Source organism: Dickeya ananatis, assembly GCF_019464615.1.
Taxonomy (GTDB): Bacteria; Pseudomonadota; Gammaproteobacteria; order Enterobacterales; family Enterobacteriaceae; genus Dickeya; species Dickeya oryzae.
This window is the reverse complement of record NZ_CP040816.1, coordinates 166,811-190,663: the sequence shown is the minus strand read 5'-3', so window position 1 is coordinate 190,663 and position 23,853 is coordinate 166,811. Positions and strand designations below refer to the sequence as shown.

Genomic DNA, 23,853 nt, shown 5'->3' with positions numbered 1-23,853 from the left:
TCATGGCTAAGACCTTATATCAGAAATTGTTCGATGCGCATGTCGTCCGCGAAGCACCGAATGAAACCCCGTTGTTGTATATCGACTGCCATCTGGTGCATGAAGTCACCTCACCGCAGGCCTTCGACGGTTTGCGCGCCATGGGCCGTAAAGTCCGCCAGCCGGGCAAAACCTTCGCCACCATGGACCACAACGTCTCGACTCAGACACGTGACATCAACGCCAGCGGCGAAATGGCCCGTATCCAGATGCAGGAGTTGATCAAAAACTGTGCCGAGTTTGGCGTACAACTGTATGACCTGAACCACCCGTTTCAGGGCATCGTACACGTTATCGGGCCAGAACAAGGTATGACGCTGCCGGGGATGACCATCGTTTGTGGTGACTCCCACACCGCCACCCACGGTGCGTTCGGCGCACTGGCATTCGGTATCGGCACCTCTGAAGTCGAGCATGTACTGGCGACGCAGACACTGAAACAAGGCCGCGCCAAAACCATGAAGATCGAGGTCGTGGGCAACGCGGCCCCTGGCATCACCGCCAAAGACATCGTGCTGGCTATCATCGGTAAAACCGGCAGTGCTGGCGGCACCGGCCATGTTGTGGAATTTACCGGCAGCGCTATCGAAGCGCTGAGCATAGAAGGCCGCATGACCCTGTGCAACATGGCGATCGAAATGGGAGCCAAAGCCGGTCTGGTCGCGCCGGACGACACCACCTTTGCTTACCTGAAAGGTCGTCAGTTCGCGCCTACCGGTAACGATTGGGATGCTGCCGTGGAGTACTGGAACACCCTGCGCTCCGACGCTGATGCGCACTACGACACCATTGTCACACTGAATGCCGCCGACATCGCGCCGCAAGTGACCTGGGGCACCAACCCCGGTCAGGTGATCGCGGTTGATCAAATCATCCCGACACCGGAATCCTTCAATGACCCGGTAGAGCGCGCTTCGGCAGAAAAAGCGCTGGCGTATATGGGCTTGCAGCCGGGCGTGAAATTGACAGAAGTGGCAATCGACAAAGTGTTTATCGGTTCCTGCACCAACTCCCGTATTGAAGACTTGCGCGCTGCTGCCGCCATCGCCAAAGGGCGCAAAGTGGCCGATGGTGTACAAGCCTATGTTGTCCCCGGTTCCGGCCCGGTCAAAGCGCAGGCGGAAGCCGAAGGTCTGGACAAAATCTTCCTGGATGCCGGTTTCGAATGGCGTCTGCCCGGTTGCTCTATGTGTCTGGCGATGAATAACGACCGTCTGAATCCGGGCGAGCGTTGCGCCTCGACCAGTAACCGTAACTTTGAAGGGCGTCAGGGCCGTGGCGGCCGCACCCATCTGGTCAGCCCCGCCATGGCGGCGGCGGCAGCGATTACCGGTCGTTTTGCAGACATCCGTGAACTGAATTAAGAGAGGCAACCATGGCTAAATTTACCCAACACACTGGTTTGGTGGTGCCGCTGGATGCCGCCAACGTCGATACCGACGCGATTATCCCGAAGCAGTTTCTGCAAAAGGTGACCCGTACCGGTTTTGGTCAGCATCTGTTTCACGACTGGCGTTTTCTGGACGATGCCGGTCAGCAGCCTAACCCGGATTTCGTGCTGAACCAGCCGCGCTATAAAGGTGCGAGCATTCTGCTGGCACGCGAAAACTTCGGCTGTGGCTCTTCCCGTGAGCACGCGCCGTGGGCGTTGACCGACTACGGCTTTAAGGTCGTTATCGCCCCGAGCTTCGCCGATATTTTCTACGGTAACTCGTTTAACAACCAGCTGTTGCCGGTTAAATTGAGCGATGCCGATATCGACGACCTGTTCAAACTGGTAGCCAGCCATGAAGGCATTACCTTCACGGTGGATCTGGAAGCACAGCAGGTTAAAGCAGGCGAGAAAACCTATTCGTTTGAAATAGACAGCTTCCGCCGTCACTGCATGATAAACGGTCTGGACAGCATCGGCCTGACGCTGCAGCACGAAGCGGCCATCTCCCGCTACGAGCAGCAACAACCGGCGTTTCTGCGCTAGTTTTGCCTTGCTGTTTTATTGCACGCACAAAGCCCACTTCTGTGGGCTTTGTTGTCAACAACCTCAATGAGGACGCGGACCGCGGCTCCAGTAGGCCATAAAGGTGACTGACTCCTGCGCAAGGCCTTTTTCTGCCAGCAGATAGCGGCGCAGCGCCTTCACCGCTGAGGACTCCGTGGCCACCCACCCGAAGAACTGCCCCTGCTGCGTGCTGGCCGGTTCCCACACCTTCTCGCCCTCTTCGATATCTGCCACCATCACTGGCTGTGCTGCTACCTGCGCTACCGGGCATGACCAATGGCGCGCCGCCTCCAGCAAGCGCTCACCATAGGTCGCGCCAGTGCCTTCGCGCGGCAGCCATACCACCTCGGCAAACGGCAACTGGCGATAATCGTCAGTGCAATCGGCCTGTAATGGTACTTCGATAAATGCCTGCACCTGCGGTGTGTTATCCAGTTGCGATAACTGTTCCAGAATGCCTTTGATCGCCGGCAGCGCGGTTTCATCCCCCATCAGCAGCACCTGACGGGTATTTTCCGACAGTACCCATTCATAGCCGCCGTTATCGCCGGCAAAATCGCCGCGCGGCGCCACTACCTGCAATTCTTCGCCGGGCTGCGCGCTCATCGCCCAGGCTGAAGCCGGGCCTTCGGTGCCGTGCACCACGAACTCCACCACCATTTCTCCGGCGACGGTATCCAGACTGCGTAGCGTGTAGGTGCGGGGAATCGGGCGTTGCGCTTTGGGCATTGCCTGCACCAGCTTGTACCACTCGCCGACATCCGGCAGACGCGGCGGCGTGCCGTCCTCGGCGGGCAGCAATACTTTAATTCGTTGATCCGGCGAGCAGATTTTCATCTTCTTCACCGCTTCGCCGCTGAATACACAACGCATCAGCGATGGGGTAAGCAATGTCTTATGGGCCAACGTCACATCAAACACTTTATATTCCTTTACCCCAGCCATAACCTGCCTTTACCTCTTTGTTAGTGACTCCACGGCAACACGCCCCAACACCCGGTTCCGATGCCAAACGTCGACTGTTTTAACATTAAAGTACGCTAATGAGAACCATTATTGAATTAATTTTAATTCTCATATAAGGCTATACTGTCAGTGCGGGATCGCCCGTGTGATCACGGTTTTATCCGGTACTTTTGCCTTATTCTGGTTGTTCGTTATTCACGAGATAAGGAGACCTCATGACACGCATCATCCGGTGTTATCGCCTGAGCCTCTCCGGCGACTGTCGCCCCTGGTTCAACATCGACCACCGCCTTACCGACGATTTCCCACGCCCGTTTCATGCCTGATTCAGCATCTCGCTGATTTTTTCCTTTTATTTCAATTTATTGTTTTTGACGTCATACAGCGGCAAACCGGCCTGCTGACTGGCGTTATGGAGAAAGTGCATGAAACGCATCCCTGAGCCTTTTCGTATCAAAATGGTAGAAAACATCCGTATGACCACTCGCGACGAACGGGAACGCGCCTTGCAGGAAGCAGGCTACAACCCGTTTTTGTTACGCAGTGAGGATGTCTACATCGACCTGCTGACCGACTCCGGTACCGGCGCCATGAGCGACCGACAGTGGGCCGGGCTGATGATGGGCGACGAAGCCTATGCCGGGTCGCGCAACTACTACCATCTGTGCGATCAGGTCAAGGCGCTGCTGGGTTATCCGTTCACGATTCCGACCCATCAGGGCCGTGGCGCGGAGCAAATCCTGTTCCCGTGTCTGATCGCCAAAAAACAGCGCGCCGGCGGCGGCAAGAAACCGGTGTTCATTTCCAACTTCCATTTTGACACCACCGCTGCCCATGTGGAGTTAAACGGTGCACGCGCCATCAACGTGGTGACACCCAAAGCCTTCGACACCACCACCTATTACGACTGGAAAGGCGACTTCGACCTTGACCTGTTACAGACCACCATCGAGCAACACGGTGCGGACAACGTCGTGGCGATCATCACCACCGTCACCTGCAACAGCTCCGGCGGCCAGCCGATTTCAATGGGTAACATGCGCGAGGTATATCGCATCGCGCAGCAGCACGGGATCCCGGTTGTGATCGACTCGGCCCGGTTTTGTGAAAATGCCTGGTTTATCAAACAACGTGAAGCCGGTTATGAGAACCGCTCGATCAAAGCGATTGTCCATGAGATGTACCAGTACGGCGACATGCTCACCATGTCAGCGAAGAAGGATCCGATGGTGAACATCGGCGGACTGTGCTGTTTTCGCAGCGACGAAGAGTTGTTCAACGAGGTACGCATCCGCTGTGTACCAATGGAAGGGTTCGTGACCTACGGCGGGTTGGCGGGGCGTGACATGGAAGCGCTGGCTATCGGTCTGGAAGAAGGCATGAACGAAGACTACCTGACCTATCGTATCGGCCAGGTGACCTACCTCGGCGAGCGCCTGCGTGCCGGTGGGATTCCGATTCAATACCCGGTAGGTGGGCATGCGGTGTTTGTCGATGCGAAAAAGCTGCTGCCGCATATCCCAGCGGAGCAGTTCCCGGCACAAGCGCTGAATAATGAGCTGTATCTGGAAGCGGGTATCCGCAGTGTGGAAATCGGTTCACTGTTGCTGGGACGTGACCCGGACACCGGCGAACAGAAGCCGTCGCCGCTGGAACTGCTGCGCCTGACCATTCCGCGCCGGGTGTATACCAACGATCACATGGACTATATCGCCGACTCGCTGATTGCACTGAAAGAAAGAGCCAGCAGCATCAAAGGTCTGACGTTCACCTATGAGCCGCCGGTATTGCGCCACTTTGTCGCCCGGCTGAAACCGGTGGAATAACGCACCATCATCAAAACTGCTATAAAAAAAGCCAGCGGAGCACTCCGCTGGCTGGTGAACAGCACCATTACTCAGAACACTGTGGCGATTTCCCGCCGTCGTTCTCACTCTCATTCGATAACTACCGGCATTACAGCCAGCGGCGATAGTCTTCCTCCTCCATATCCTGGATCTGCCATTGCGTAACCTGTAACAGCAATGCCATTCGCTGGGGAGCGGTGAGTACACCCCATCCCCGACGACAGCCTCGGCAAAGCCAGCGACGATAAAAGCGGAATAACCGGCACATATAGCCTCCCCTTCACGACGGTTCGCGTACAGAACCATTCACTGCTATTCAGTATCCGCGTAATATAGGGAAAAATATATTGATGACCTTGAGTCGTGGAGTTCCCCTTTTATGTCCTCCCCACGCTTGCAACAACAATTCGTTCGGTTATGGCAATGCCTGCAAGGTCAGGATACTGACACCACGCTGCAGGAACTGGCCGGGTTGCTCAGTTGCTCCCGTCGCCATGTCCGCTCGCTACTCAACGCCATGCAACAACAAGGCTGGCTCACCTGGCAGGCAGAAGCCGGGCGTGGTAAACGCTCGCGTCTCAGTTTTCTCTACACGGGATTAACCCTGCAACAGCAGCGGGCGGAAGACCTGCTGGAGCAGGACCGCATCGACCAGTTGGTACAACTGGTGGGTGACAAGGAAACCGTACGCCAGATGCTGATGTCACACCTTGGTCGCAGCGTGCGGCAAGGTCGCCACCTGCTAAGAATCCTCTACTATCGACCGATGCATAATCTGCTGCCCGGCGGTGCGTTACGCCGCTCGGAAACTCACATCGCCCGCCAGATTTTCAGCGGGCTGACCAGCCTAAATGAGGAAAATGGGGAACTGTTGCCGGATATCGCGCACCACTGGCAGGCGTTGTCACCCTTGCACTGGCGTTTCTACTTGCGCCCGGCTATTCGTTTCCACCACGGCCGGGAACTGACGATGGAAGACGTGATCGCCTCGTTATCCCGGTTAACGTCGCTGCCGCTGTTTTCCCATTTAGCGGACATCTCGTCACCGACGCCGTTCGTGCTGGATATCCGGCTCAGCATGCCTGACGACTGGCTACCGTGGTTGCTCGGCAGCGTACCGGCAATGATCCTGCCGCAAGAATGGCAAACGCTGCCGGACTTTATGCGTCAACCGGTGGGCACCGGGCCCTATAAGGTGGTGCGCAATTCCCCCAATCAGTTAAAAATTGCCGCGTTTGACGATTACTTCGGCTACCGGGCGCTGATTGATGAGGTCAGTATCTGGGTGCTGCCGGACGCACCGGCTATCCCCGCCTGTACGGTCACGCTGCAAGGCGATGACACCATCGACAATGAATTGGAGAATCGACTCGAAGAAGGCTGTTATTTCCTGCTGTTTGACCGCCGTTCTGCGCCAATGACAGACCCGGAGATCCGCCACTGGCTGTGTCAGGTATTAAGCCCGGTAGCGATGCTTGCCCTGGCTGACAACCCATACCAGAGTGACTGGTCTCCTGCCTATGGCTTGCTCCCGCGCTGGCATCACAGCCCACCGCGCGCGGTACGGGAAAAACCGGCTGGGCTGACCCACCTCACGCTCACTTACTACCGTGATCACCCTGAGTACGCGGTGATAAGCGACATCATGAGCCGCTTGCTGGCATCACACGGCGTCACACTGACGCTACGTAGCCTGGAATTCGACGCCTGGTGCCAGGGCACCGATGCCGGCGATATCTGGCTCGGTAGCGCCAACGTTTATCTGCCGCTGGAGTTTTCTCTGTTCGCGATGCTGTATGAACTGCCGTTGCTGCGACACTGTTTAGGGGAAGACGAGCTGGATAACACCGCGCGTCGGTGGCGTCAGGGCTCCCTGTCGCTGATGGAGTGGAGCCAGTCGCTGGTCAGTAACCAGCAACTTCACCCGCTATTCCATCACTGGTTGCGCTTGCAAGGGCAGGCCAACATGCGAGGGCTGCACATGAACACACTGGGTTGGTTCGATTTCAAGTCGGCCTGGTTCGCACCGCCCGCCCCCACCACCTGACCCTCCGCTCCCCGTCATGGCGCTTTTCCTGATGTGACAAACACTTTACAATGATGCCGTTCTCAACGGGGTGCGGCCCCAACATTCATGTACGCGTCGTCATGTAAGAAGAGTCATGCACGAACAACCATGTACGTTTGCGCCGCTGAGAAAATACCCGTCGAACCTGATCCGGTTAATACCGGCGAAGGGATTTGAGACTGCATTCTGCTTGCTCAAAGACCTTTGCCGCCTTCAACAATTTGGAGCGCAAAGTGTTAAAGAAATTATTGTCCTGCCTGTTATTGCTGTCCGCCCCTGTGTTTGCCAAACCCATTCTGACGGTCTACACCTACGACTCGTTCGCCTCGGAGTGGGGCCCCGGCCCGGCAGTCAAAACCGCGTTTGAAAAAGAGTGCGACTGTGAGCTGAAATTCGTGGCGCTGGAAGATGGTGTCGCCCTGCTCAACCGCCTGCGAATGGAAGGTAAAAATACGTCGGCGGATGTGGTGCTGGGGCTGGATAACAATCTGGTACAAGCCGCAGCACAGACCGGCCTGTTCGCCCCGCATGGCGTGAACACCAGCACGCTGGCAGTGCCCGGCGGCTGGCACAACGAGACCTTCCTGCCGTTCGACTACGGTTATTTCGCCTTCGTCTATAACAAAGACAAACTGAAAAACCCGCCCAAAAGCCTGCATGAACTGGTGGAAAGCGACCAGCCGTGGAAAGTGATCTACGAAGATCCTCGGACCAGCACACCGGGGCTGGGGTTACTGTTGTGGATGCAAAAAGTGTATGGCGACAAAGCACCACAAGCCTTGCAGAAACTGGCGGCGAAAACCGTCACCGTCACCAAAGGCTGGAGCGAAGCCTACGGCCTGTTCCTGAAAGGTGAAGCCGATTTGGTACTGAGCTACACCACCTCACCGGCCTACCATCTCATCGCTGAGAAAAAAGACAGCTATGCCGCCGCCAACTTCAGCGAAGGCCACTATATGCAGGTCGAAGTCGCCGCCTCACTGGCTGGCAGTAAAAACCCGCAGCTGGCGGCACGCTTCCTGCAATTTATGATAAGCCCCACCGTTCAACAGCTCATTCCGACCACCAACTGGATGTACCCGGTGATCAAAACCGAGCTGCCTGAGGGCTACAACACCCTGACGCTGCCAGCCAGCGCGCTGGAGTTTTCCCCACAGCAAGTCGCAGAACAGCGGGCGAATTGGGTTCAGGCATGGCAGCGCGCCGTCAGCCGCTGATCCCAGGCTGGCTGTGGCCGGGGCTGCTGGCCGCAGTTCTGTTGATCGCAACTGCGGCACTGGCGTTCGGCGCACTGTGGCTGGACGCCCCCCCTACCCCCTGGCTGTCACTATGGAATGACAGCTATCTGTGGCATGTCATTCGCTTCAGCTTTTGGCAGGCGTTGTTATCGGCACTGCTTTCCACCTTGCCCGCGCTATTTCTGGCGCGGGCGTTGTATCGTCGCCGTTTTCCCGGCCATCGCCTGCTGCTGCGGTTGTGCGCGATGACGCTGGTACTGCCGGTGCTGGTGGCCGTGTTCGGTATACTCAGCGTCTATGGCCGGGAAGGCTGGCTGGCACGTTTGCTGATGCAGGTGGGCATCGAATACCGATTTTCGCCTTACGGCTTGCAGGGCATCCTGCTGGCTCATGTCTTTTTTAATCTGCCGCTGGCAACGCGACTGTTCTTGCAGGCGCTGGAAGGTATTGCGACCGAACAACGCCAGTTGGCAGCCCAACTCGGCCTGCGCGGCTGGTACTTCTTCCGTCTGGTGGAGTGGCCGTGGCTACGCCGCCAGCTCTTACCTGCCGGGGCACTGATTTTCATGCTGTGCTTTGCCAGCTTTGCTACCGTGCTGGCGCTGGGTGGTGGCCCGCAGGCGACGACTATCGAACTGGCTATCTATCAGGCGCTGAACTTTGATTATGACCCTGCGCGGGCCGCGCTGCTGGCGCTGTTGCAGATGGTCTGTTGTCTGGGGCTGGTGTTACTCAGCCAACGGCTGAGCCGGTTACTGGCAGTCGGTGTCAGCAACCGCCAGCGCTGGCGCGACCCACAGGACAGCCTGTTTAGCCGGGTCACCGATACGCTACTGATTACAGCAGCGCTGTTATTGTTGTTGCCACCGCTCCTGGCCGTCTTCGCCGATGGGCTAAATCGCTCATTGCCAGACGTATTGCGCCAGCCGGCATTGTGGCAAACGCTCTGGACCTCGTTGCGTATCGCGCTGGCAGCCGGTGTGCTCAGCGTAGCGTTAACCCTGATGTTATTGTGGAGTAGCCGTGAACTGAAACTGCGTCAGCAACGGTTAGCCGCCCAGTGGCTGGACCTGAGTGGTATGCTGATTCTGGCGATGCCGGGCATTGTGCTGGCGTCAGGGTTTTTCCTGCTATTCAATCGAACTATCGGGCTACCGTCCTCCCCTTACGGATTGGTGGTGCTGACCAATGCGCTGCTGGCTATTCCCTATGCGATGAAAGTGCTGGAAAACCCGATGACTGACGCCGCCGCACGTTACAGCTTGTTGTGTCAGTCACTGGATATTCGTGGCTGGAATCGACTCAGGGTGGTGGAACTGAAGGCGCTACGCGCGCCTATTGCACAGGCGCTGGCCTTTGCTTGCGTATTATCGGTGGGTGATTTCGGCATCATCGCGCTATTTGGCAACGAGCAGTTTCGCACCCTGCCGTTTTACCTTTATCAACAAATCGGCGCGTATCGCAGTGCCGATGGCGCGGTAACGGCGCTGCTACTGTTGGTATTGTGCTTCACGCTGTTTACCCTGATTGAGAAACTGGCAGGCTTACATGATAGCACTCCATAAGTTGACCTATCTCTACCAACACCTGCCGATGCGCTTCGATTTACAGGTGCAATCCGGCGAGCACCTTGCCATTCTGGGCCCGAGTGGCGCGGGGAAAAGTACCCTGCTGAGCCTGATAGCGGGCTTTCTGTCAGCCGATAGCGGCCAGTTACAGCTTAACGGGCAGGATCATGATGCCACGCCACCGGCAAAACGCCCGGTGTCGATCCTGTTTCAGGAAAACAACCTGTTCCCCCATCTGACGCTGGCGCAGAATATCGCCCTTGGTCTGCATCCCGGCCTGAAATTAAGTGCGGATCAGCAGCAAACGCTACGTGATATCGCGGGCCGCATGGGGCTTTCACCACTGCTGGAACGCCTGCCGTCGCAGGTGTCTGGCGGGCAACGCCAGCGGGCGGCACTGGCGCGCTGCCTGATTCGCCAGCAACCGATCCTGCTGCTGGATGAACCGTTTTCCGCACTCGATCCGGCGCTACGTCAGGAAATGCTGTCACTGGTGGATGAGATTTGCCGCGAACGGCACCTGACGCTATTAATGGTGTCACACCAGTTGGAAGACGCCATACGCATTGCACCACGCAGCATACTGGTGGTAGACGGCCGTATCTATCACGATGGCCCGACCCGCGAACTGGCGCAGCATGCACAGGCCGCGAAAATACTGGGGCTGGGATGACAAACACCCCATTTAAAATGTGACATTAAGCACATTTTTGTGGTTTTGCTGTGTTGAAGCCTTGTCTATTTTTCCGCGCTCATGGTTATATGGGAGCGCAAATTAACCAAAACGAACATTAAGGTTACCCGTGAAACACACCACCTCTACTTTCGCACTACTAAACAACGCCGCGCTGCTTGACGCGGTCGTCGTCGTGCGCGTGGTGGTCGTGGTCGGCAGCGCGCCGTAACGGGTTCCGAATCAAACCTAGATTCCCAAACCCCGCCGGCGCAAGCCGAGCGGGGTTTCTTTATGTCCACCCTCCCCGCTCCTCCTGACCGGCTCTGATAAAGGATATGACTATGCGTTATACAGGGGCTGAGCTGATTATCCGTCTGCTGGAGCAGCAAGGCATCACCACAGTAAGCGGTATTCCGGGCGGCGCGGCGCTGCCGTTGTACGATGCGTTGGGAAAAAGCCACATCATTCGCCATGTACTCGCCCGCCATGAACAGGGTGCCGGATTCATCGCTCAGGGGATGGCACGCGCCAGCGGTAAAGCAGCGGTGTGTATGGCCTCCAGCGGACCCGGTGCCACCAACCTGCTGACTGCCATCGCCGATGCCAAGCTCGATTCTATTCCACTGGTGTGCATCACCGGTCAGGTACCTTCCAGCATGATCGGTACCGACGCGTTTCAGGAAGTCGACACCTATGGCATCTCGATCCCGGTGACCAAGCACAACTATCTGGTGCGCGATATCAGCGAACTGCCGCAGGTGATTAACGACGCCTTTCGGCTGGCACAATCCGGCCGTCCCGGCCCGGTCTGGGTGGACATCCCTAAAGACGTGCAAACCGCGACCATCGAACTGGCGGAACTGCCTGCACCGGCCACACTGTCCCCGGCTCCGGTTGTCGATACCCATGCCCTGAACGCGGCAGCCGCGATGATCAATCAGGCCAAACGACCGATCCTGTATCTGGGTGGTGGGATCATTAGTGCAGATGCGCATCAGCAAGCCATCGAACTGGCTGAGCGCGCCGGGTTACCCACCACCATGACGCTGATGGCACTGGGCGCGATGCCAGTGGATCACCCCCTGTCGCTCGGGATGCTCGGGATGCATGCCGCCCGCTATACCAACATGATCCTGCAACAGTCTGACCTGCTGATCGTACTGGGTGCCCGTTTTGACGATCGCGCTATCGGTAAAGCGGAAGAGTTCTGCCCGGATGCCCGTGTTATCCACATCGATATCGATCCCGCTGAACTCGGTAAGATCCGCCAGCCGCACGTTGCACTTCACGCCGATGTCGCGCAAGCACTGGAGCAGTTACTGCCATTGGTCGAACGCCAGCCCCGCACCGAGTGGCTCGAACAGGTGCGTGCCCTGCAACGTGATTTTCCGTTCAATATGCCAAATGCCGACGACCCGCTCAGCCATTATGGGTTGATCCGCGCGGTGGCGGCGCAACTGGACGACCAGGCCATCATCACCACGGACGTAGGCCAGCATCAGATGTGGGTCGCGCAGGCGTATCCACTGCGACGCTCACGCCAATGGCTCACCTCCGGCGGTTTCGGCACCATGGGCTTTGGCGTACCGGCGGCTATCGGCGCGGCGCTGGCGGAACCACAACGTACGGTGGTGTGCTTTTCCGGTGACGGCAGCCTGATGATGAACATTCAGGAAATGGCTACTGCGGCGGAAGAGAATCTGAACGTCAAAATCGTCCTGATGAACAACCAGTCACTGGGGTTGGTGCACCAACAGCAGGAGCTGTTCTATAAGCAGAACTTCGTCGCATCAGACTACCGTTACCAAACCAACTTTCTGGCGATCGCCGCCGGATTCGGTTTCGCCACCTGCGATCTGAACGCGGCGGAAGACCCGCAAGCCGCCTTGCGCGACGCACTGCAACGCCCCGGCCCGACATTGATTCACGCCGCGATTGATATCAACGAAAAAGTGTTCCCGATGGTACCGCCGGGTGCCGCCAATATTGAGATGATTGGAGATTAAATTATGCAGACTTCATCGACGACTGCACAGGTCACACTGGAACTCTCAGTACGCAACCACCCTGGCGTGATGTCCCATGTGTGCGGGCTGTTTGCCCGCCGCGCGTTCAACGTGGAAGGCATCATGTGTATGCCGCTACCCGGCAATGAACAAAGCCGTATCTGGCTATTGGTGAAAGATGATCACCGCTTACCGCAGATGATAAGCCAGGTAGAAAAACTCGAAGACGTAATACAGGTGACCCGCCACGGCGAAGAGATGAAAATCTTTGATCAGGTAGCAGAGTTTTACCGCTAACCCTCAGAAGGCGATACCGCTCTGTCTGGTATCGCCTCAACTCATTTATCGGTTTAAAAACTTACCCATTGAGAATTTGCCACAGTAGGTGTCGGTAAACCGGCATCAACGGGTGCTGCCACAACTGCCACAGACTGATGACCGCGATAACTGCCGTCAATGGTGCCAGCCAGCGCAGGCGCCCCAGTGTCAGCCAAGTGGTTGGTTCCGCCGTATTCCCTCGAGGAGCACGCCACCACCGCCATACCAACCAGCCCGCACACCACAGCAGGACAGCGGTCACCAGCAGCAGCCACTTAAAGCTACCGCTGTCCGCCTGTTTGGGAATATCAATCGCCACACCGGCCAGAATACCGGGCAGCAGATACACCGGAGGCCAGGTAAGACAACCGATGATATTCGGCAGTGCAAAACGCCGGGGCGATAGCTGCAACATCCCCGCTACCATCGGGATCAGCGGCCGGGTCGGGCCAAAAAACCGGCCAATCAGAATGGTCGCCATACTGTGCTGGTGCAGCATTTTCTCTGTGCGATACAGGTATGCCCGGTGCTTTTGCAGGAATGACCAGTTATGTAACTTCTCTTTAAAGTGCCAGCCGATGAAATAGGAAATCCAGTCCCCCAGCAGACAGCCAATGATCCCCATCCCCCAGGCGGGATATAGCCCCATATTACCGCTGCCGATCAAGGTGCCCAGTGACGCCATCATTATTGTGCCAGGCAACAGCAGCCCTACCAACGCCAGCGACTCCAGAAACGCCACCAGCAGTACCGCCGTCAGCGAATACGCCAACGATTGAGTGATCAGATGCTCCAGCCAGGCTTCCATAATTCTCTACATTTCTGCTTTTTTATAAACAAAGATAACGGGATGATAGCAGGAAACCGCTGGCGTATGGCAGGAAGGAGTAAAAGAGCGTCTGGCACGGTGCTACCCATCGCCGACGCGTCACTTCCTTGAAGCAGCACTATTTTGTTGTTATAAAAGCACACACTTTAAAGTCGTGAATGGATTTACCGATGGAAGAAGCCAGGATTGCTTTTCCTGTTGGCAAAGGGCAAGTCAACAGGATTGAAGATGTCAAAACCGTTCAACAGTTACTGAATAGCCGCTCAAATGGAACGCTGAGCGTTGATGGTATTGTCGGTATCAGAACACAAACCGCCATCACCCACTTTCAACGCCAGATAGTCGGAATGCATTCGCCTGACGGCATCGTTTCCCCGAATGGCCCCACACTGAGGAAATTAAATCATCTTCATATCCGACGCCCGGCAACCTCTCAACCCTCGTTTTCCAGCGATTCTGGTGACAGCGTTTCCGAAGAACTCTATCTGAATGCCGCCAGAGAATTAAACTGCGAAGTGGCGGCAATCAAAGCGGTGGTGATGACGGAAACGGCGCTACGTAGTGCCTTTATCAGCCCAGGGAAACCAAAAATACTTTATGAACGGCACTACTTTCGACGACTAACACAAGGTAGATATGACCATTCGTACCCAGAGATATCTGGTGAGCGTTACAAGCAGTATGGCTCACATGAACTTCAATATGAAAGGCTCGAAAAAGCCATGGCATTGGATAGACAAGCCGCACTAATGTCTGTCTCCTGGGGGGCGTTCCAGATTATGGGAGCAAATTATAGAAGTGCAGGATTTAATGAGCTTGAAGACTTTGTTTCTGCAATGAAAAACACTAACGGTCAGGTATTTGCTTTTATTAACCATATAAAAAATACGCCGACCTTGCGTACAGCATTACAAAATAAAGATTGGACAACATTTGCGAAGTTCTACAACGGAAAAAAATATGCCGAAAGAAACTATCATATAAAAATGGCAAATAACTATCATTCACTAACAAGCAGACAGTAGATAATTTTATGAAAAAAACATTACTCCTAATCATGCTAACTGTTTCATTACAATCTCACGCCGCAATTAGCCTGGTGAAAAACAACGATGCATCATTAATGAAAACAACCATTGAAGATGCAAACAAAAGAGGAATTGTTGATATAAAAATACAAGAAGAACAATCGTTTGATGTTAATGAAAACAATAGCAACATAGGAACAATAATACCTGGGAAAGGATTTTATAAAAATTACTATCCAGTTTGTTTTATTAGTTGGTCTACAGACAAGAAGACCATTTCCAACATTGTATTGTCAATGGGAAATGGCGACTTTGAATTTTCACAATGCGAAAACATTGATGCAGTAGGAAAGATAGAGTCTGCAGGAAAAACATTCATTGGTTTTGTTTACTCTGTCGGTTTACCTGATGACAGAACAGAAAAAAACTACTTCCTATTAGAGATTGATAAGAATAAAAAAACCATTACAGATAAAAGTAATATTGTAGATGCTTTGCAAAACACCGATGAAATAAAGAGCATTACTGCAATCAGAAAACATCTTAAAAAAGAAATGGAAAAATAAAGAGTGAAAATTATTTTTATAGTAATTATGTTGGCAATGCCATTTAGCTCGTATTCGACGGTTACACTAACTAAACCTCATGATAGCGGCATATTAAGTAAGCTGATAACAAGAAGCCAGTCATCAAAAATCACTGATGTAAAAATACAAAAAAATCAGATTTTTGACATTAGCGAAGATGGAAAATATCTGGGTACTATTTTGCCTGCAGAAGGGTATTACAACGATATTGAGCCACTCTGTTTTATCGGTTGGTCGTCCGACAGGAAAGACGTTTCAGATATAAAAATTTCTATCGGTCGGGGTTTTTTCGAAACAGTGACTTGCCTAAGCCTTGATGCTGTGGGGAAAATTGAAGTTAAAGGAAGAACATTTATTGGCTTTGTTTATACCGTAGCATTACGTGACAGAACAGCACAGAACTATTTTTTGCTTGAGTTAGACAAAGAAAGGAAAGCAATAATAGACGTAAGCAATACAATTGAGAAACTACAGCTTTACTCTGAGAAGAAAAGTATTATAGACCTCAGAAAATACCTCAAAGAAAACCAGAGTTCCATACCCGATTAACGTCATTCAATTATCAGGCACCTGAATTAAAATTAGGTGCCTGACAGGCTAACAACATGACTGCCAGTTAAAACAGATGGCTTTCCCAAATGCAGTATGCACTGGTTCCCGCCTTAACATGCTCACATAACATATTCTTGTAAGTAAAAGAGATAAATTCTTCCGGCTGATACTCGTTATGTGTTATCGAACTCGGGTAGTGCATTCTGATATTTTTTACTTTTGCATCAGACAGTTTGATAGAGAAGTATTGCTCCATACCACCATTCTCAGAGGTTCGATAGAAAATGAAAGTGCAGGTCAAATATTCATTCTCATTTAATGCGCTGAGTAATAATGGCGTTGATTTATCAATGGGCTTTCTAATTTCAACCGGCTGATATGCCACATTATCAATACGTTCAGCTGAATTATTCAACTCATAAACAAAAATTTCGTTTTCATGCCCTTGTTGCCATTTATTTCCCATTGAGTCATACGATCCACACCCAGAAGAAATCAGCCCCTGATTCTTACCTTCTATTTTCAGATAAATGATATTGGCCATAAAATTCCCTTTAACTAAAGAATATTAAAAAAGCAAGACACGACTCTCGATAAAAATGTAATTCATATCACATTCCCATATCCCAATAAAATAAAATTTTATAGATAAACGTCAGAATGGTTTATATCATAAAATAACAAACACTGCATTGAAACAGCACCATTTTTTGTTATAAAATACATACTAAATAACAAATAAACTCATCATAAAAGAAGCCAAAAAAAATGAAACAAGTAATACACACCTCACTTCTTATAACACTATTGGTCTCAATACCATCCTATGCATCAGTCAGTTTAACTAAGAATGATGATAAAACCTTATCAAGTGCAGTAATCAAGTCAGGAAATAATAAAGGAATCATTGACATCAATATTCAGGAACATCAACAGTTTGATATTACTGATGATGGCAAATACATAGGAACCATCATACCCGCCAGAGGATTTTATAAAAATTATTATCCACTGTGCTTTATTGGTTGGTCCACTGATAAAAAAACAGTATCTAATATTGTCTCATCAATAGGTCAAGGATATTTTGAACTCTCTCTTTGTTCAAAACTTGACGCTGTAGGTAAAATAGATGAAGCAGGAAGAACATTTATTGGTTTTGTATACACGGTAGGATTGAGGGACAGATACTCTCAAAATTACTTTCTCATTGAATTAGACAAAGAGAAAAAAACAATAGAAGATAAAAGTCAACTCATTGAAAAATTTCAAAATGACTCAGAAAAAAAGAGCATAGCTGATCTAAAAAAAGACATAAAGAAAATAGATGAGAAATCGCAATGAAGAAAACACTGGCGATAATAGCATTGTCGATGTCACTGCAAGTACATGCATCGATTACGTTAATACCGACTGATAGCCGCCATCTACTGCTAGCACTATCGGTAAAAACTCAATCACTGGATGTAGAACAGATTAAAATACATGATAGTCAATCTTTTGATATTATTGAAAATGGTAAATATATAGGTTCACTAATTCCCGCCGAAGGATATTACAAAAAATACAACCCATTATGTTTTATTGGTTGGTCAACAGACAAAAAAGAAATCAGTAACATTATACCATCTATTGGTCAGGGAGACTTTGAAAACTCAACTTGCCTAAGCCTCGATGCAGTAGGGAAAATTGATGTTAGAGATAAGACATTTATAGGTTTTGTTTATACTGTTGGGTTAAGAGATAGACGAGCAAAAAATTATTTTTTAATTGAACTTAACAAAGAAAATAGAACAATAATAGATAAAAGCATACTTATCGATAGCCTACAAAATAATGGTAACAAGAAAAGCATTACGATGCTCAGAAAATATCTTTCTCAAACTATCTTACGTTAATCTAGACTTATTGGCCAATGATAAAACCAACAGATAAATGGTGAGATTCATAACAAAACCTCAAAATAAGTGGCATGATCTTCATGATTAACAGAAAGCACAATAAATTTACTTTTATCTGGAGACTCCCATACCTCCCGATAACCATCATCCATACTTAGTTTAAACTTCAATGAATTAACATACTTTCTTAACGTATCAATATCGGTAGTGTTTTCAAAATATATCCCTATCACCTGTTTCCCTGGCCCCTCAGCATCGCCGTGTTTAACTTGATAATGTTGGGATATTCTGGGTACATTTTTTATTATTTTTTCAACTAATTCATCGCCTTCATAACCAATTGCTGAGGGAATACGTGCATTGGCATTACAAGCACAGATTAAAAAAGAAAAAATGAGAATCAGCTTATTCAATACCTTCATATCCTTCTTACCGCTCTCCTTTAAGTACAGTGATTACTTCATTTCACCCATAAAATCATAACCAGATTAAGATAAATTGAATTATACAACGTAAACCAGATAACCAATACCGACAAGCAGACCGCTCCAACGTGTGGGTACGGCAACTGGACAAAACCTGTATGCATATACATAATTTATTCCATTACTCCACTGACCCTCTGACAATACGCCATGACCTTTTCCCCACCACGTCAGGGATTTGTACTGACCCGCCACTGGCAAGACACCCCGGCCGGGATCAGGGTTGAATGCTGGCTGGCGACGGACACTGGCCCCTGTCGGGTCAGGTTGTCACCGCAACAGGCGGTAGCGTTTGTCCCGATGCGTCATCAGGCACGTATCAGCCAGTTATTAAGCGGGGAAAAACACTGGCAACTGCGGCCACTGGCGCTGAAAAACTTCCACCACGAGCCACAACTAGGGCTCTACTGCCTGCAATACCGTCAGTTGTTGCGGCTGGAAAAGAAGCTACAGGAAGCGGGAATTCCGGTGTACGAAGCGGATATCCGCCCGCCGGAGCGGTTTCTGATGGAGCGTTTTATCACCGCGCCAGTCTGGTTTAGCGGCGAAGAAAACGCTGACGGGCTGATCGATAACGTCAAACTCAAACCGGCCCCTGACTACCGCCCATCACTCAAAACCGTGTCGCTGGATATCGAAACCAGCCGCCACGGCGAGCTTTACTGCATCGGTCTGGAAGGGTGCGGCCAGCGTCAGGTATTTATGCTGGGGCCAGAAAATGGCAACAGAGAGGATGCTGGCGACCTGACGCTGGAATACGTCGCCAGCCGTCCACAACTGCTGGAAAAACTCAATCAGTGGCTGCACACCTACGATCCGGATGTGATTATCGGCTGGAATCTGGTGCAGTTTGACCTGCGGGTGCTGCAACAGCACGCCGAGCGTTACCGCATTCCATTACGATTCGGACGCGACGGTCAGGAGCTGGAGTGGCGCGAGCATGGCTATCGACAGGGGCATTTTTTCGCCAGCGCGCCAGGCCGGTTGATCGTCGATGGTATCGAAGCATTGAAATCCGCCACCTGGAATTTTGCCTCGTTCAGCCTGGAATTTGTCGCTCAGTCGCTGCTTGGCGAAGGGAAAGCCAGCAACAATCCTTATCAGCGGCTGGAAGAAATCGAGCAGCGTTTTCAGCAAGACAAACCGGCACTGGCGCGCTACAACCTGAAAGACTGCGAGCTGGTGACACGCATCTTCGAGAAAACCCATTTGATCGCCTTTTTACTGGAGCGGGCGAGCGTCACCGGGCTGGCAGCAGACCGCAGCGGCGGATCGGTAGCGGCATTTACTCACCTCTACCTGCCACGTATGCACCGGGCCGGGTTTGTCGCCCCCAACCTGGGTGAGATCCCGCCGGAAGCCAGCCCCGGCGGCTACGTGATGGACTCCCGCCCCGGTCTGTACGATTCGGTGCTGGTACTGGACTATAAAAGCCTTTATCCCTCCATCATTCGCACCTTCCTGATTGACCCGGTCGGGCTTATCACCGGCTTGCAGCAGCCTGATGAACAGCACGCCGTCGAAGGTTTTCGCGGTGCCTGGTTTTCCCGACGCCAGCACTGCCTGCCCGCTATCGTGGAAGAGGTGTGGCACGGGCGTGACCTCGCCAAGCAGGAGAACAATAAACCGCTGTCGCAGGCGCTGAAGATCATCATGAATGCATTTTATGGCGTACTGGGGTCGAGCGGTTGCCGTTTTTTCGATCCGCGTCTGGCGTCGTCGATCACCCTGCGCGGCCATGAGATCATGCGCCAGACCCGTTCTCTGATTGAAGCCAAAGGTTATCAGGTGATTTATGGCGATACGGATTCGACCTTCGTGTGGCTTAAGCGCGCCCACCGTGAGGACGAGGCAGATGCCATCGGTCGTGAGCTGGTCGCTTATATCAACGACTGGTGGCAACAGCACCTGCATCAGCAATATGGGCTGAACAGCGCGCTGGAAATGGAATACGAGACCCATTTTCACCGTTTTTTGATGCCCACTATCCGTGGTGCCGAACTGGGCAGCAAAAAACGCTACGCCGGTATGACCATGACGCCACAGGGTGAGCAGATGGTGTTCAAAGGGCTGGAAACGGTACGTTCGGACTGGACACCCCTGGCACAGCAATTCCAGCAACAGCTTTACCAGCGTATTTTCCACCGTGAGCCGTATCAGGAATGGGTGCGGGAATACGTGGCTAAAACGCTGGAAGGCGAACATGACGACCTGCTGGTATACCGCAAACGACTGCGCCATAAACTGAGCGACTATCAACGCAATGTGCCGCCGCAAGTGCGCGCCGCCAGAATGGCCGACGAGTACAACCGTCAGCATGATCGTCCTTTGCAGTACCAAAGCGGCGGCTGGATAAGCTACGTTATCACGGTGAATGGCCCGGAACCGTTGGAGAATCGTCACTCGATACTGGATTACAACCACTATGTGGAAAAACAACTGCAACCGGTGGCCGATGCCATTCTGCCTTTCATTCACGATGATTTTGCTACACTGATTACCGGACAGATGGGGTTATTTTGACAATCCGATGGTGCCTGACAGGTGACGAACAGGCCGCCATCCAGTACCATAGCGCCCTTTCAAAAATATCAGGCGTGGGTCCACGTCTGTCAGTTTAGACAACGGTCAATAACATCCGGGGCGCATCCCCCATACCCGCATCACAGGCTGTGCGCGATAGCATCACTCTCGCGCAGGGCGGGTAAGGTATTGCCGTACGCAGGGGTCGGCAGCCTCCTGTTCAGACATTCTCCGACAACGACGAGTATCGAGCTTAGAATTTATGCCTTTTACACTTGGTCAACGCTGGATCAGCGATACAGAAAGCGATTTAGGATTGGGTACGGTAGTGGCGATGGATGCCCGCATGATTACTGTGCTATTTCCGGCTAGCGGCGAAAATCGCCTCTATTCCAGAAATGACGCGCCCATCACCCGTGTCATGTTCAATCCTGGCGATACCGTCACCAGTCACGAAGGCTGGCAGCTAGAGGTGGAAGACGTTCGCGATGAGAACGGCCTGCGCACCTACATAGGTCAGCGTCTGGATACCCATGAGCCCGCCGAACTGCGGGAAGTCTTCCTCGACAGCAAACTGACCTTCAATAAACCGCAAGACCGGTTGTTCGCCGGGCAGATTGACCGGATGGATCGCTTCGCCCTGCGTTATCGTGCCCGTCTGCATCAGCATGAGCAGGCGCTGCAACCCTGGGGTGGGTTGCGCGGCATGCGCGCCAGCCTGATTCCACACCAGTTGCACATCGCCCGCGAAGTAGGCCAACGCCATGCGCCACGCGTGTTGCTGGCCGACGAAGTCGGTTTGGGTAAGACCATCGAAGCGGGCATGATTATCCACCAGCAATTGCTGGCAGGTCGTGCCGATCGCGTACTGATCGTGGTGCCGGAAACCCTGCAGCATCAATGGCTGGTGGAAATGTTGCGTCGCTTCAACCTGCTGTTTTCGTTGTTTGACGACGAACGCTACGCCGAAGCGCGTCTTGACAGCGACAACCCGTTTGAAACCGAACAATTGATTATCTGTTCGCTGGATTTTGTACGCCGTAATCCTTCCCGTTTCGAACAGTTGCTGGATGCCGACTGGGATCTGCTGGTGGTGGACGAAGCCCATCATCTGGCCTGGAGCGAAGCCGCACCGAGCGCTGGCTATAAAGCGATTGAGCGACTGGCACGCGCTATCCCGGCCGTCCTGCTGCTGACGGCAACGCCAGAGCAATTAGGTCAGGAAAGCCACTTCGCCCGCCTGCGCCTGCTCGACCCGAACCGCTTCCACGACTACCACGAATTTATCGCTGAACAGCAACAATACCGTCCGGTTGCCGATGCGGTCACCCTGTTGCTGAGCGGCAACAGTATCAGCGACAGCGAACGCAACGCCCTGAGCGAGATGCTGGGTGAACAGGATATCGAACCGCTGCTGAAATCCATCGCCAGCGACAGTGAAGACAGCGCCGCCGCGCGTCAGGAACTGATCACCATGCTAATGGACCGCCACGGCACCAGCCGTGTGCTGTTCCGCAATACCCGCCAGGGCGTGAAAGGCTTCCCGAAGCGCGAGCTGCACCAAATCAGACTGCCGTTACCTACGCAGTATCAGACAGCGATTCGCGTCTCCGGCATTATGAATGCCCGTAAATCCGCCGAAGACTGCGCACGTGACATGCTCTACCCAGAGCAAATTTATCAGCAGTTCGAAGACGATAACGCCACCTGGTGGAGCTTCGATCCACGCGTCGAATGGATGCTGGAGTTTCTGACCAGCCATCGCGATGAAAAAGTACTGGTGATCTGCGCCAAGGCCGCCACTGCGTTACAACTCGAACAAGTGCTGCGTACCCGTGAAGCTATCCGCGCCGCCGTCTTCCACGAAGGGCTCTCTATACTCGAACGTGACCGTGCTGCCGCGTATTTCGCCTCGGAAGAAGAAGGCGCTCAGGTATTGATCTGTTCGGAGATCGGATCCGAAGGCCGTAACTTCCAGTTTGCCAGCCATCTGATCATGTTTGATCTGCCGTTTAATCCGGATCTACTGGAACAACGTATCGGTCGTCTGGATCGTATCGGTCAGAGCCGCGACATTCAGATTCTGGTGCCCTATCTGGAAAATACCGCTCAGGCATTGCTGGTACGCTGGTATCACGAAGGGCTTGATGCCTTCGAACATACCTGCCCGACGGGTCGCGCTATTTATGACAGCCACTACGAGCAGCTGATCAGCCTGCTGGCAAAACCGTCTGAACAAACCGGACTGGATGAATTTATCCATACCTGTCGTCAGCAACATGACACGTTGAAAGCGCAACTGGAGCAAGGACGCGACCGCCTGCTGGAGATGCATTCCAACGGTGGAGAGCGGGCACAGTCACTGGCCCAGGCCATTGCCGAACAGGATAATGACGTCAATCTGGTTAATTTCGCGCTCAACCTGTTCGACATTATCGGTATTCATCAGGATGACCGTAGCGATAACTTGATCGTGCTGACACCGTCTGACCACATGCTGGTGCCGGACTTCCCCGGCTTGCCGCAGGATGGCTGTACCATCACGTTCGATCGCGATCAGGCGCTGTCTCGCGAAGATGCCCAATTCGTGAGTTGGGAGCATCCGCTGATCCGCAATGGTCTGGATCTGATTCTGTCTGGCGACACCGGCAGTTGCGCCGTATCTCTGCTGAAAAACAAAGCCTTGCCGGTCGGCACCCTGCTGGCAGAGCTGGTCTATGTCGTGGAAGCACAAGCACCGAAGAAACTGCAATTGACCCGCTTCCTGCCACCGACGCCGATTCGCGTCCTGCTGGATCGCAAAGGCACCAATCTGGCAGCACAGGTGGAGTTCGAGAGCTTCAACCGTCAACTGAGCGCCGTCAATCGCCACACTTCCAGCAAGCTGGTGAATGCGGTGCAAGACGAGGTGCACGATATGTTACAGAAGGCTCAGCCATTGGTAGAAGCGCAGGCGCAGGCGCTGATCGCCGAGGCGCAGCGTAACGCTGAAACGCAGTTACGCCGCGAGCAGGAACGACTGGAAGCGCTCAAAGCCGTCAACCCGAACATCCGTGACGATGAGCTCGAGGCGTTGGAAGAACAGCGCGAACAGGTGCTGCTGAATCTGCAACAGGCCAACTGGCGTCTGGATGCCATCCGTCTGGTGATGGTGGCACACCAGTAAACCTCATCAGTTATCTATCTACTTCGCGGCGAGGCCTGCCTTGCCGCGATGCCGGAGCCT

General features: G+C 52.8%; 23 protein-coding genes and 1 riboswitch. Of the genes, 18 read left to right on the top strand and 5 right to left on the bottom strand.

Going from position 1 to position 23,853, the window contains the following annotated elements; translation table 11 throughout:
• Window positions 1-2: 2 nt before the first annotated feature.
• Both leuC and leuD read left to right on the top strand, forming a co-directional pair.
• Window positions 3-1,403: a 3-isopropylmalate dehydratase large subunit gene (gene leuC / locus FGI04_RS00815; RefSeq protein ID WP_407337259.1), complete on the top strand. Its 1,401-nt coding sequence runs from the start codon at window positions 3-5 to the stop codon at window positions 1,401-1,403.
• An 11-nt stretch (window positions 1,404-1,414) separates the two neighbouring features.
• Complete coding sequence (gene leuD, locus FGI04_RS00810) at window positions 1,415-2,017, top strand: 3-isopropylmalate dehydratase small subunit (RefSeq protein WP_407274066.1); 603 nt, start codon at window positions 1,415-1,417, stop codon at window positions 2,015-2,017.
• A gap of 63 nt (window positions 2,018-2,080) precedes the next feature.
• On the opposite strand, the gene FGI04_RS00805 is transcribed toward leuD, so the two are convergent.
• Window positions 2,081-2,983 (bottom strand): siderophore-interacting protein, encoded by a 903-nt coding sequence (locus FGI04_RS00805; protein ID WP_407337258.1) that lies wholly within the window; start codon window positions 2,981-2,983, stop codon window positions 2,081-2,083.
• A gap of 236 nt (window positions 2,984-3,219) precedes the next feature.
• On the opposite strand from FGI04_RS00805, the gene tnaC reads away from it, so the two are divergent.
• Together tnaC and tnaA are read left to right on the top strand one after the other, a co-directional pair.
• The gene (gene tnaC, locus FGI04_RS00800) at window positions 3,220-3,330 is read left to right on the top strand and encodes a tryptophanase leader peptide (RefSeq protein ID WP_342698608.1); all 111 of its coding nucleotides are present in this window, start codon (window positions 3,220-3,222) and stop codon (window positions 3,328-3,330) included.
• Between the two features lie 99 nt (window positions 3,331-3,429).
• Complete coding sequence (tnaA, locus tag FGI04_RS00795; protein WP_342698607.1) at window positions 3,430-4,830, top strand: tryptophanase; 1,401 nt, start codon at window positions 3,430-3,432, stop codon at window positions 4,828-4,830.
• A gap of 130 nt (window positions 4,831-4,960) precedes the next feature.
• Here the strand turns inward: tnaA and sgrT are convergent, their stop codons facing one another.
• Window positions 4,961-5,119, bottom strand: a complete 159-nt coding sequence (gene sgrT / locus FGI04_RS00790; protein ID WP_342698606.1) for a glucose uptake inhibitor SgrT — start codon at window positions 5,117-5,119, stop codon at window positions 4,961-4,963.
• A gap of 111 nt (window positions 5,120-5,230) precedes the next feature.
• Here sgrT and sgrR point away from each other — a divergent pair, with 111 nt between their 5' ends.
• The 7 genes from sgrR to ilvN all read left to right on the top strand — a co-directional run bounded on the left by sgrR (window position 5,231) and on the right by ilvN (window position 12,704).
• Complete coding sequence (gene sgrR, locus FGI04_RS00785; RefSeq protein WP_407340013.1) at window positions 5,231-6,898, top strand: HTH-type transcriptional regulator SgrR; 1,668 nt, start codon at window positions 5,231-5,233, stop codon at window positions 6,896-6,898.
• 56 nt (window positions 6,899-6,954) lie between these two features.
• Window positions 6,955-7,109: riboswitch (TPP riboswitch) on the top strand.
• 43 nt (window positions 7,110-7,152) lie between these two features.
• On the top strand, window positions 7,153-8,136 hold the full coding sequence (gene thiB, locus FGI04_RS00780; protein WP_407337257.1) for a thiamine ABC transporter substrate binding subunit: 984 nt from the start codon (window positions 7,153-7,155) through the stop codon (window positions 8,134-8,136).
• Window positions 8,112-9,722, top strand: coding sequence for a thiamine/thiamine pyrophosphate ABC transporter permease ThiP (thiP, locus tag FGI04_RS00775; RefSeq protein WP_407337256.1), 1,611 nt, complete (start codon window positions 8,112-8,114; stop codon window positions 9,720-9,722). The genes thiB and thiP overlap by 25 nt, the downstream gene beginning before the upstream one ends.
• Window positions 9,706-10,398, top strand: coding sequence for a thiamine ABC transporter ATP-binding protein ThiQ (thiQ, locus tag FGI04_RS00770; protein ID WP_407337255.1), 693 nt, complete (start codon window positions 9,706-9,708; stop codon window positions 10,396-10,398). Before thiP ends, thiQ begins: the two co-directional genes overlap by 17 nt.
• Window positions 10,399-10,528: 130 nt before the next feature.
• Window positions 10,529-10,630, top strand: coding sequence for an ilvB operon leader peptide IvbL (locus tag FGI04_RS00765; protein WP_100224696.1), 102 nt, complete (start codon window positions 10,529-10,531; stop codon window positions 10,628-10,630).
• A gap of 112 nt (window positions 10,631-10,742) precedes the next feature.
• Window positions 10,743-12,407: an acetolactate synthase large subunit gene (gene ilvB, locus FGI04_RS00760; protein ID WP_407337254.1), complete on the top strand. Its 1,665-nt coding sequence runs from the start codon at window positions 10,743-10,745 to the stop codon at window positions 12,405-12,407.
• Window positions 12,408-12,410: 3 nt separating this feature from the next.
• A complete protein-coding gene (gene ilvN, locus FGI04_RS00755; protein ID WP_342698600.1) occupies window positions 12,411-12,704 on the top strand; it encodes an acetolactate synthase small subunit in 294 nt (97 codons plus the stop codon).
• 61 nt (window positions 12,705-12,765) lie between these two features.
• Here ilvN and FGI04_RS00750 read toward each other — a convergent pair whose 3' ends face one another.
• The gene (locus tag FGI04_RS00750) at window positions 12,766-13,533 is read right to left on the bottom strand and encodes a DedA family protein (RefSeq protein ID WP_342698599.1); all 768 of its coding nucleotides are present in this window, start codon (window positions 13,531-13,533) and stop codon (window positions 12,766-12,768) included.
• Window positions 13,534-13,724: 191 nt separating this feature from the next.
• Here FGI04_RS00750 and FGI04_RS00745 point away from each other — a divergent pair, with 191 nt between their 5' ends.
• The 3 genes from FGI04_RS00745 to FGI04_RS00735 are packed head-to-tail and all read left to right on the top strand — an operon-like array spanning window position 13,725 to window position 15,718.
• Window positions 13,725-14,579, top strand: a complete 855-nt coding sequence (locus FGI04_RS00745; protein ID WP_342698598.1) for an N-acetylmuramidase domain-containing protein — start codon at window positions 13,725-13,727, stop codon at window positions 14,577-14,579.
• A gap of 8 nt (window positions 14,580-14,587) precedes the next feature.
• Window positions 14,588-15,148, top strand: coding sequence for a hypothetical protein (locus FGI04_RS00740; protein WP_407337253.1), 561 nt, complete (start codon window positions 14,588-14,590; stop codon window positions 15,146-15,148).
• A 3-nt stretch (window positions 15,149-15,151) separates the two neighbouring features.
• Window positions 15,152-15,718, top strand: coding sequence for a hypothetical protein (locus FGI04_RS00735; protein ID WP_407337252.1), 567 nt, complete (start codon window positions 15,152-15,154; stop codon window positions 15,716-15,718).
• A 67-nt stretch (window positions 15,719-15,785) separates the two neighbouring features.
• Here FGI04_RS00735 and FGI04_RS00730 read toward each other — a convergent pair whose 3' ends face one another.
• Entirely contained in the window at window positions 15,786-16,265 is a 480-nt protein-coding gene (locus FGI04_RS00730) for an Hcp family type VI secretion system effector (protein ID WP_407337251.1), read from the bottom strand.
• Window positions 16,266-16,489: 224 nt separating this feature from the next.
• On the opposite strand from FGI04_RS00730, the gene FGI04_RS00725 reads away from it, so the two are divergent.
• Both FGI04_RS00725 and FGI04_RS00720 read left to right on the top strand, forming a co-directional pair.
• Entirely contained in the window at window positions 16,490-17,062 is a 573-nt protein-coding gene (locus tag FGI04_RS00725; protein WP_407337250.1) for a hypothetical protein, read from the top strand.
• A complete protein-coding gene (locus FGI04_RS00720) occupies window positions 17,059-17,616 on the top strand; it encodes a hypothetical protein (RefSeq protein WP_342698593.1) in 558 nt (185 codons plus the stop codon). The genes FGI04_RS00725 and FGI04_RS00720 overlap by 4 nt, the downstream gene beginning before the upstream one ends.
• Window positions 17,617-17,663: 47 nt before the next feature.
• Here the strand turns inward: FGI04_RS00720 and FGI04_RS00715 are convergent, their stop codons facing one another.
• Entirely contained in the window at window positions 17,664-18,041 is a 378-nt protein-coding gene (locus tag FGI04_RS00715; protein WP_342698592.1) for a hypothetical protein, read from the bottom strand.
• 213 nt (window positions 18,042-18,254) lie between these two features.
• On the opposite strand from FGI04_RS00715, the gene FGI04_RS00710 reads away from it, so the two are divergent.
• The gene (locus tag FGI04_RS00710) at window positions 18,255-20,627 is read left to right on the top strand and encodes a DNA polymerase II (protein WP_407321847.1); all 2,373 of its coding nucleotides are present in this window, start codon (window positions 18,255-18,257) and stop codon (window positions 20,625-20,627) included.
• A gap of 262 nt (window positions 20,628-20,889) precedes the next feature.
• The gene (gene rapA / locus FGI04_RS00705) at window positions 20,890-23,793 is read left to right on the top strand and encodes an RNA polymerase-associated protein RapA (RefSeq protein WP_407274901.1); all 2,904 of its coding nucleotides are present in this window, start codon (window positions 20,890-20,892) and stop codon (window positions 23,791-23,793) included.
• Window positions 23,794-23,853: the final 60 nt, after the last annotated feature.

Bases quoted from the DNA above. Each gene is read 5' to 3' on its own strand.
- FGI04_RS00745 (WP_342698598.1), top strand. From the start codon at position 13,725: ATGGAAGAAGCCAGGATTGCTTTTCCTGTTGGCAAAGGGCAAGTCAAC.
- leuC (WP_407337259.1), top strand. From the start codon at position 3: ATGGCTAAGACCTTATATCAGAAATTGTTCGATGCGCATGTCGTCCGC.
- sgrT (WP_342698606.1), bottom strand. From the start codon at position 5,119: ATGTGCCGGTTATTCCGCTTTTATCGTCGCTGGCTTTGCCGAGGCTGT.
- FGI04_RS00740 (WP_407337253.1), top strand. From the start codon at position 14,588: ATGAAAAAAACATTACTCCTAATCATGCTAACTGTTTCATTACAATCT.
- thiQ (WP_407337255.1), top strand. From the start codon at position 9,706: ATGATAGCACTCCATAAGTTGACCTATCTCTACCAACACCTGCCGATG.
- FGI04_RS00750 (WP_342698599.1), bottom strand. From the start codon at position 13,533: ATGGAAGCCTGGCTGGAGCATCTGATCACTCAATCGTTGGCGTATTCG.
- sgrR (WP_407340013.1), top strand. From the start codon at position 5,231: ATGTCCTCCCCACGCTTGCAACAACAATTCGTTCGGTTATGGCAATGC.
- FGI04_RS00805 (WP_407337258.1), bottom strand. From the start codon at position 2,983: ATGGCTGGGGTAAAGGAATATAAAGTGTTTGATGTGACGTTGGCCCAT.
- ilvB (WP_407337254.1), top strand. From the start codon at position 10,743: ATGCGTTATACAGGGGCTGAGCTGATTATCCGTCTGCTGGAGCAGCAA.
- leuD (WP_407274066.1), top strand. From the start codon at position 1,415: ATGGCTAAATTTACCCAACACACTGGTTTGGTGGTGCCGCTGGATGCC.
- tnaC (WP_342698608.1), top strand. From the start codon at position 3,220: ATGACACGCATCATCCGGTGTTATCGCCTGAGCCTCTCCGGCGACTGT.
- FGI04_RS00730 (WP_407337251.1), bottom strand. From the start codon at position 16,265: ATGGCCAATATCATTTATCTGAAAATAGAAGGTAAGAATCAGGGGCTG.
- FGI04_RS00720 (WP_342698593.1), top strand. From the start codon at position 17,059: ATGAAGAAAACACTGGCGATAATAGCATTGTCGATGTCACTGCAAGTA.
- rapA (WP_407274901.1), top strand. From the start codon at position 20,890: ATGCCTTTTACACTTGGTCAACGCTGGATCAGCGATACAGAAAGCGAT.
- FGI04_RS00715 (WP_342698592.1), bottom strand. From the start codon at position 18,041: ATGAAGGTATTGAATAAGCTGATTCTCATTTTTTCTTTTTTAATCTGT.
- FGI04_RS00710 (WP_407321847.1), top strand. From the start codon at position 18,255: ATGACCTTTTCCCCACCACGTCAGGGATTTGTACTGACCCGCCACTGG.
- ilvN (WP_342698600.1), top strand. From the start codon at position 12,411: ATGCAGACTTCATCGACGACTGCACAGGTCACACTGGAACTCTCAGTA.
- tnaA (WP_342698607.1), top strand. From the start codon at position 3,430: ATGAAACGCATCCCTGAGCCTTTTCGTATCAAAATGGTAGAAAACATC.
- FGI04_RS00725 (WP_407337250.1), top strand. From the start codon at position 16,490: ATGAAACAAGTAATACACACCTCACTTCTTATAACACTATTGGTCTCA.
- thiP (WP_407337256.1), top strand. From the start codon at position 8,112: ATGGCAGCGCGCCGTCAGCCGCTGATCCCAGGCTGGCTGTGGCCGGGG.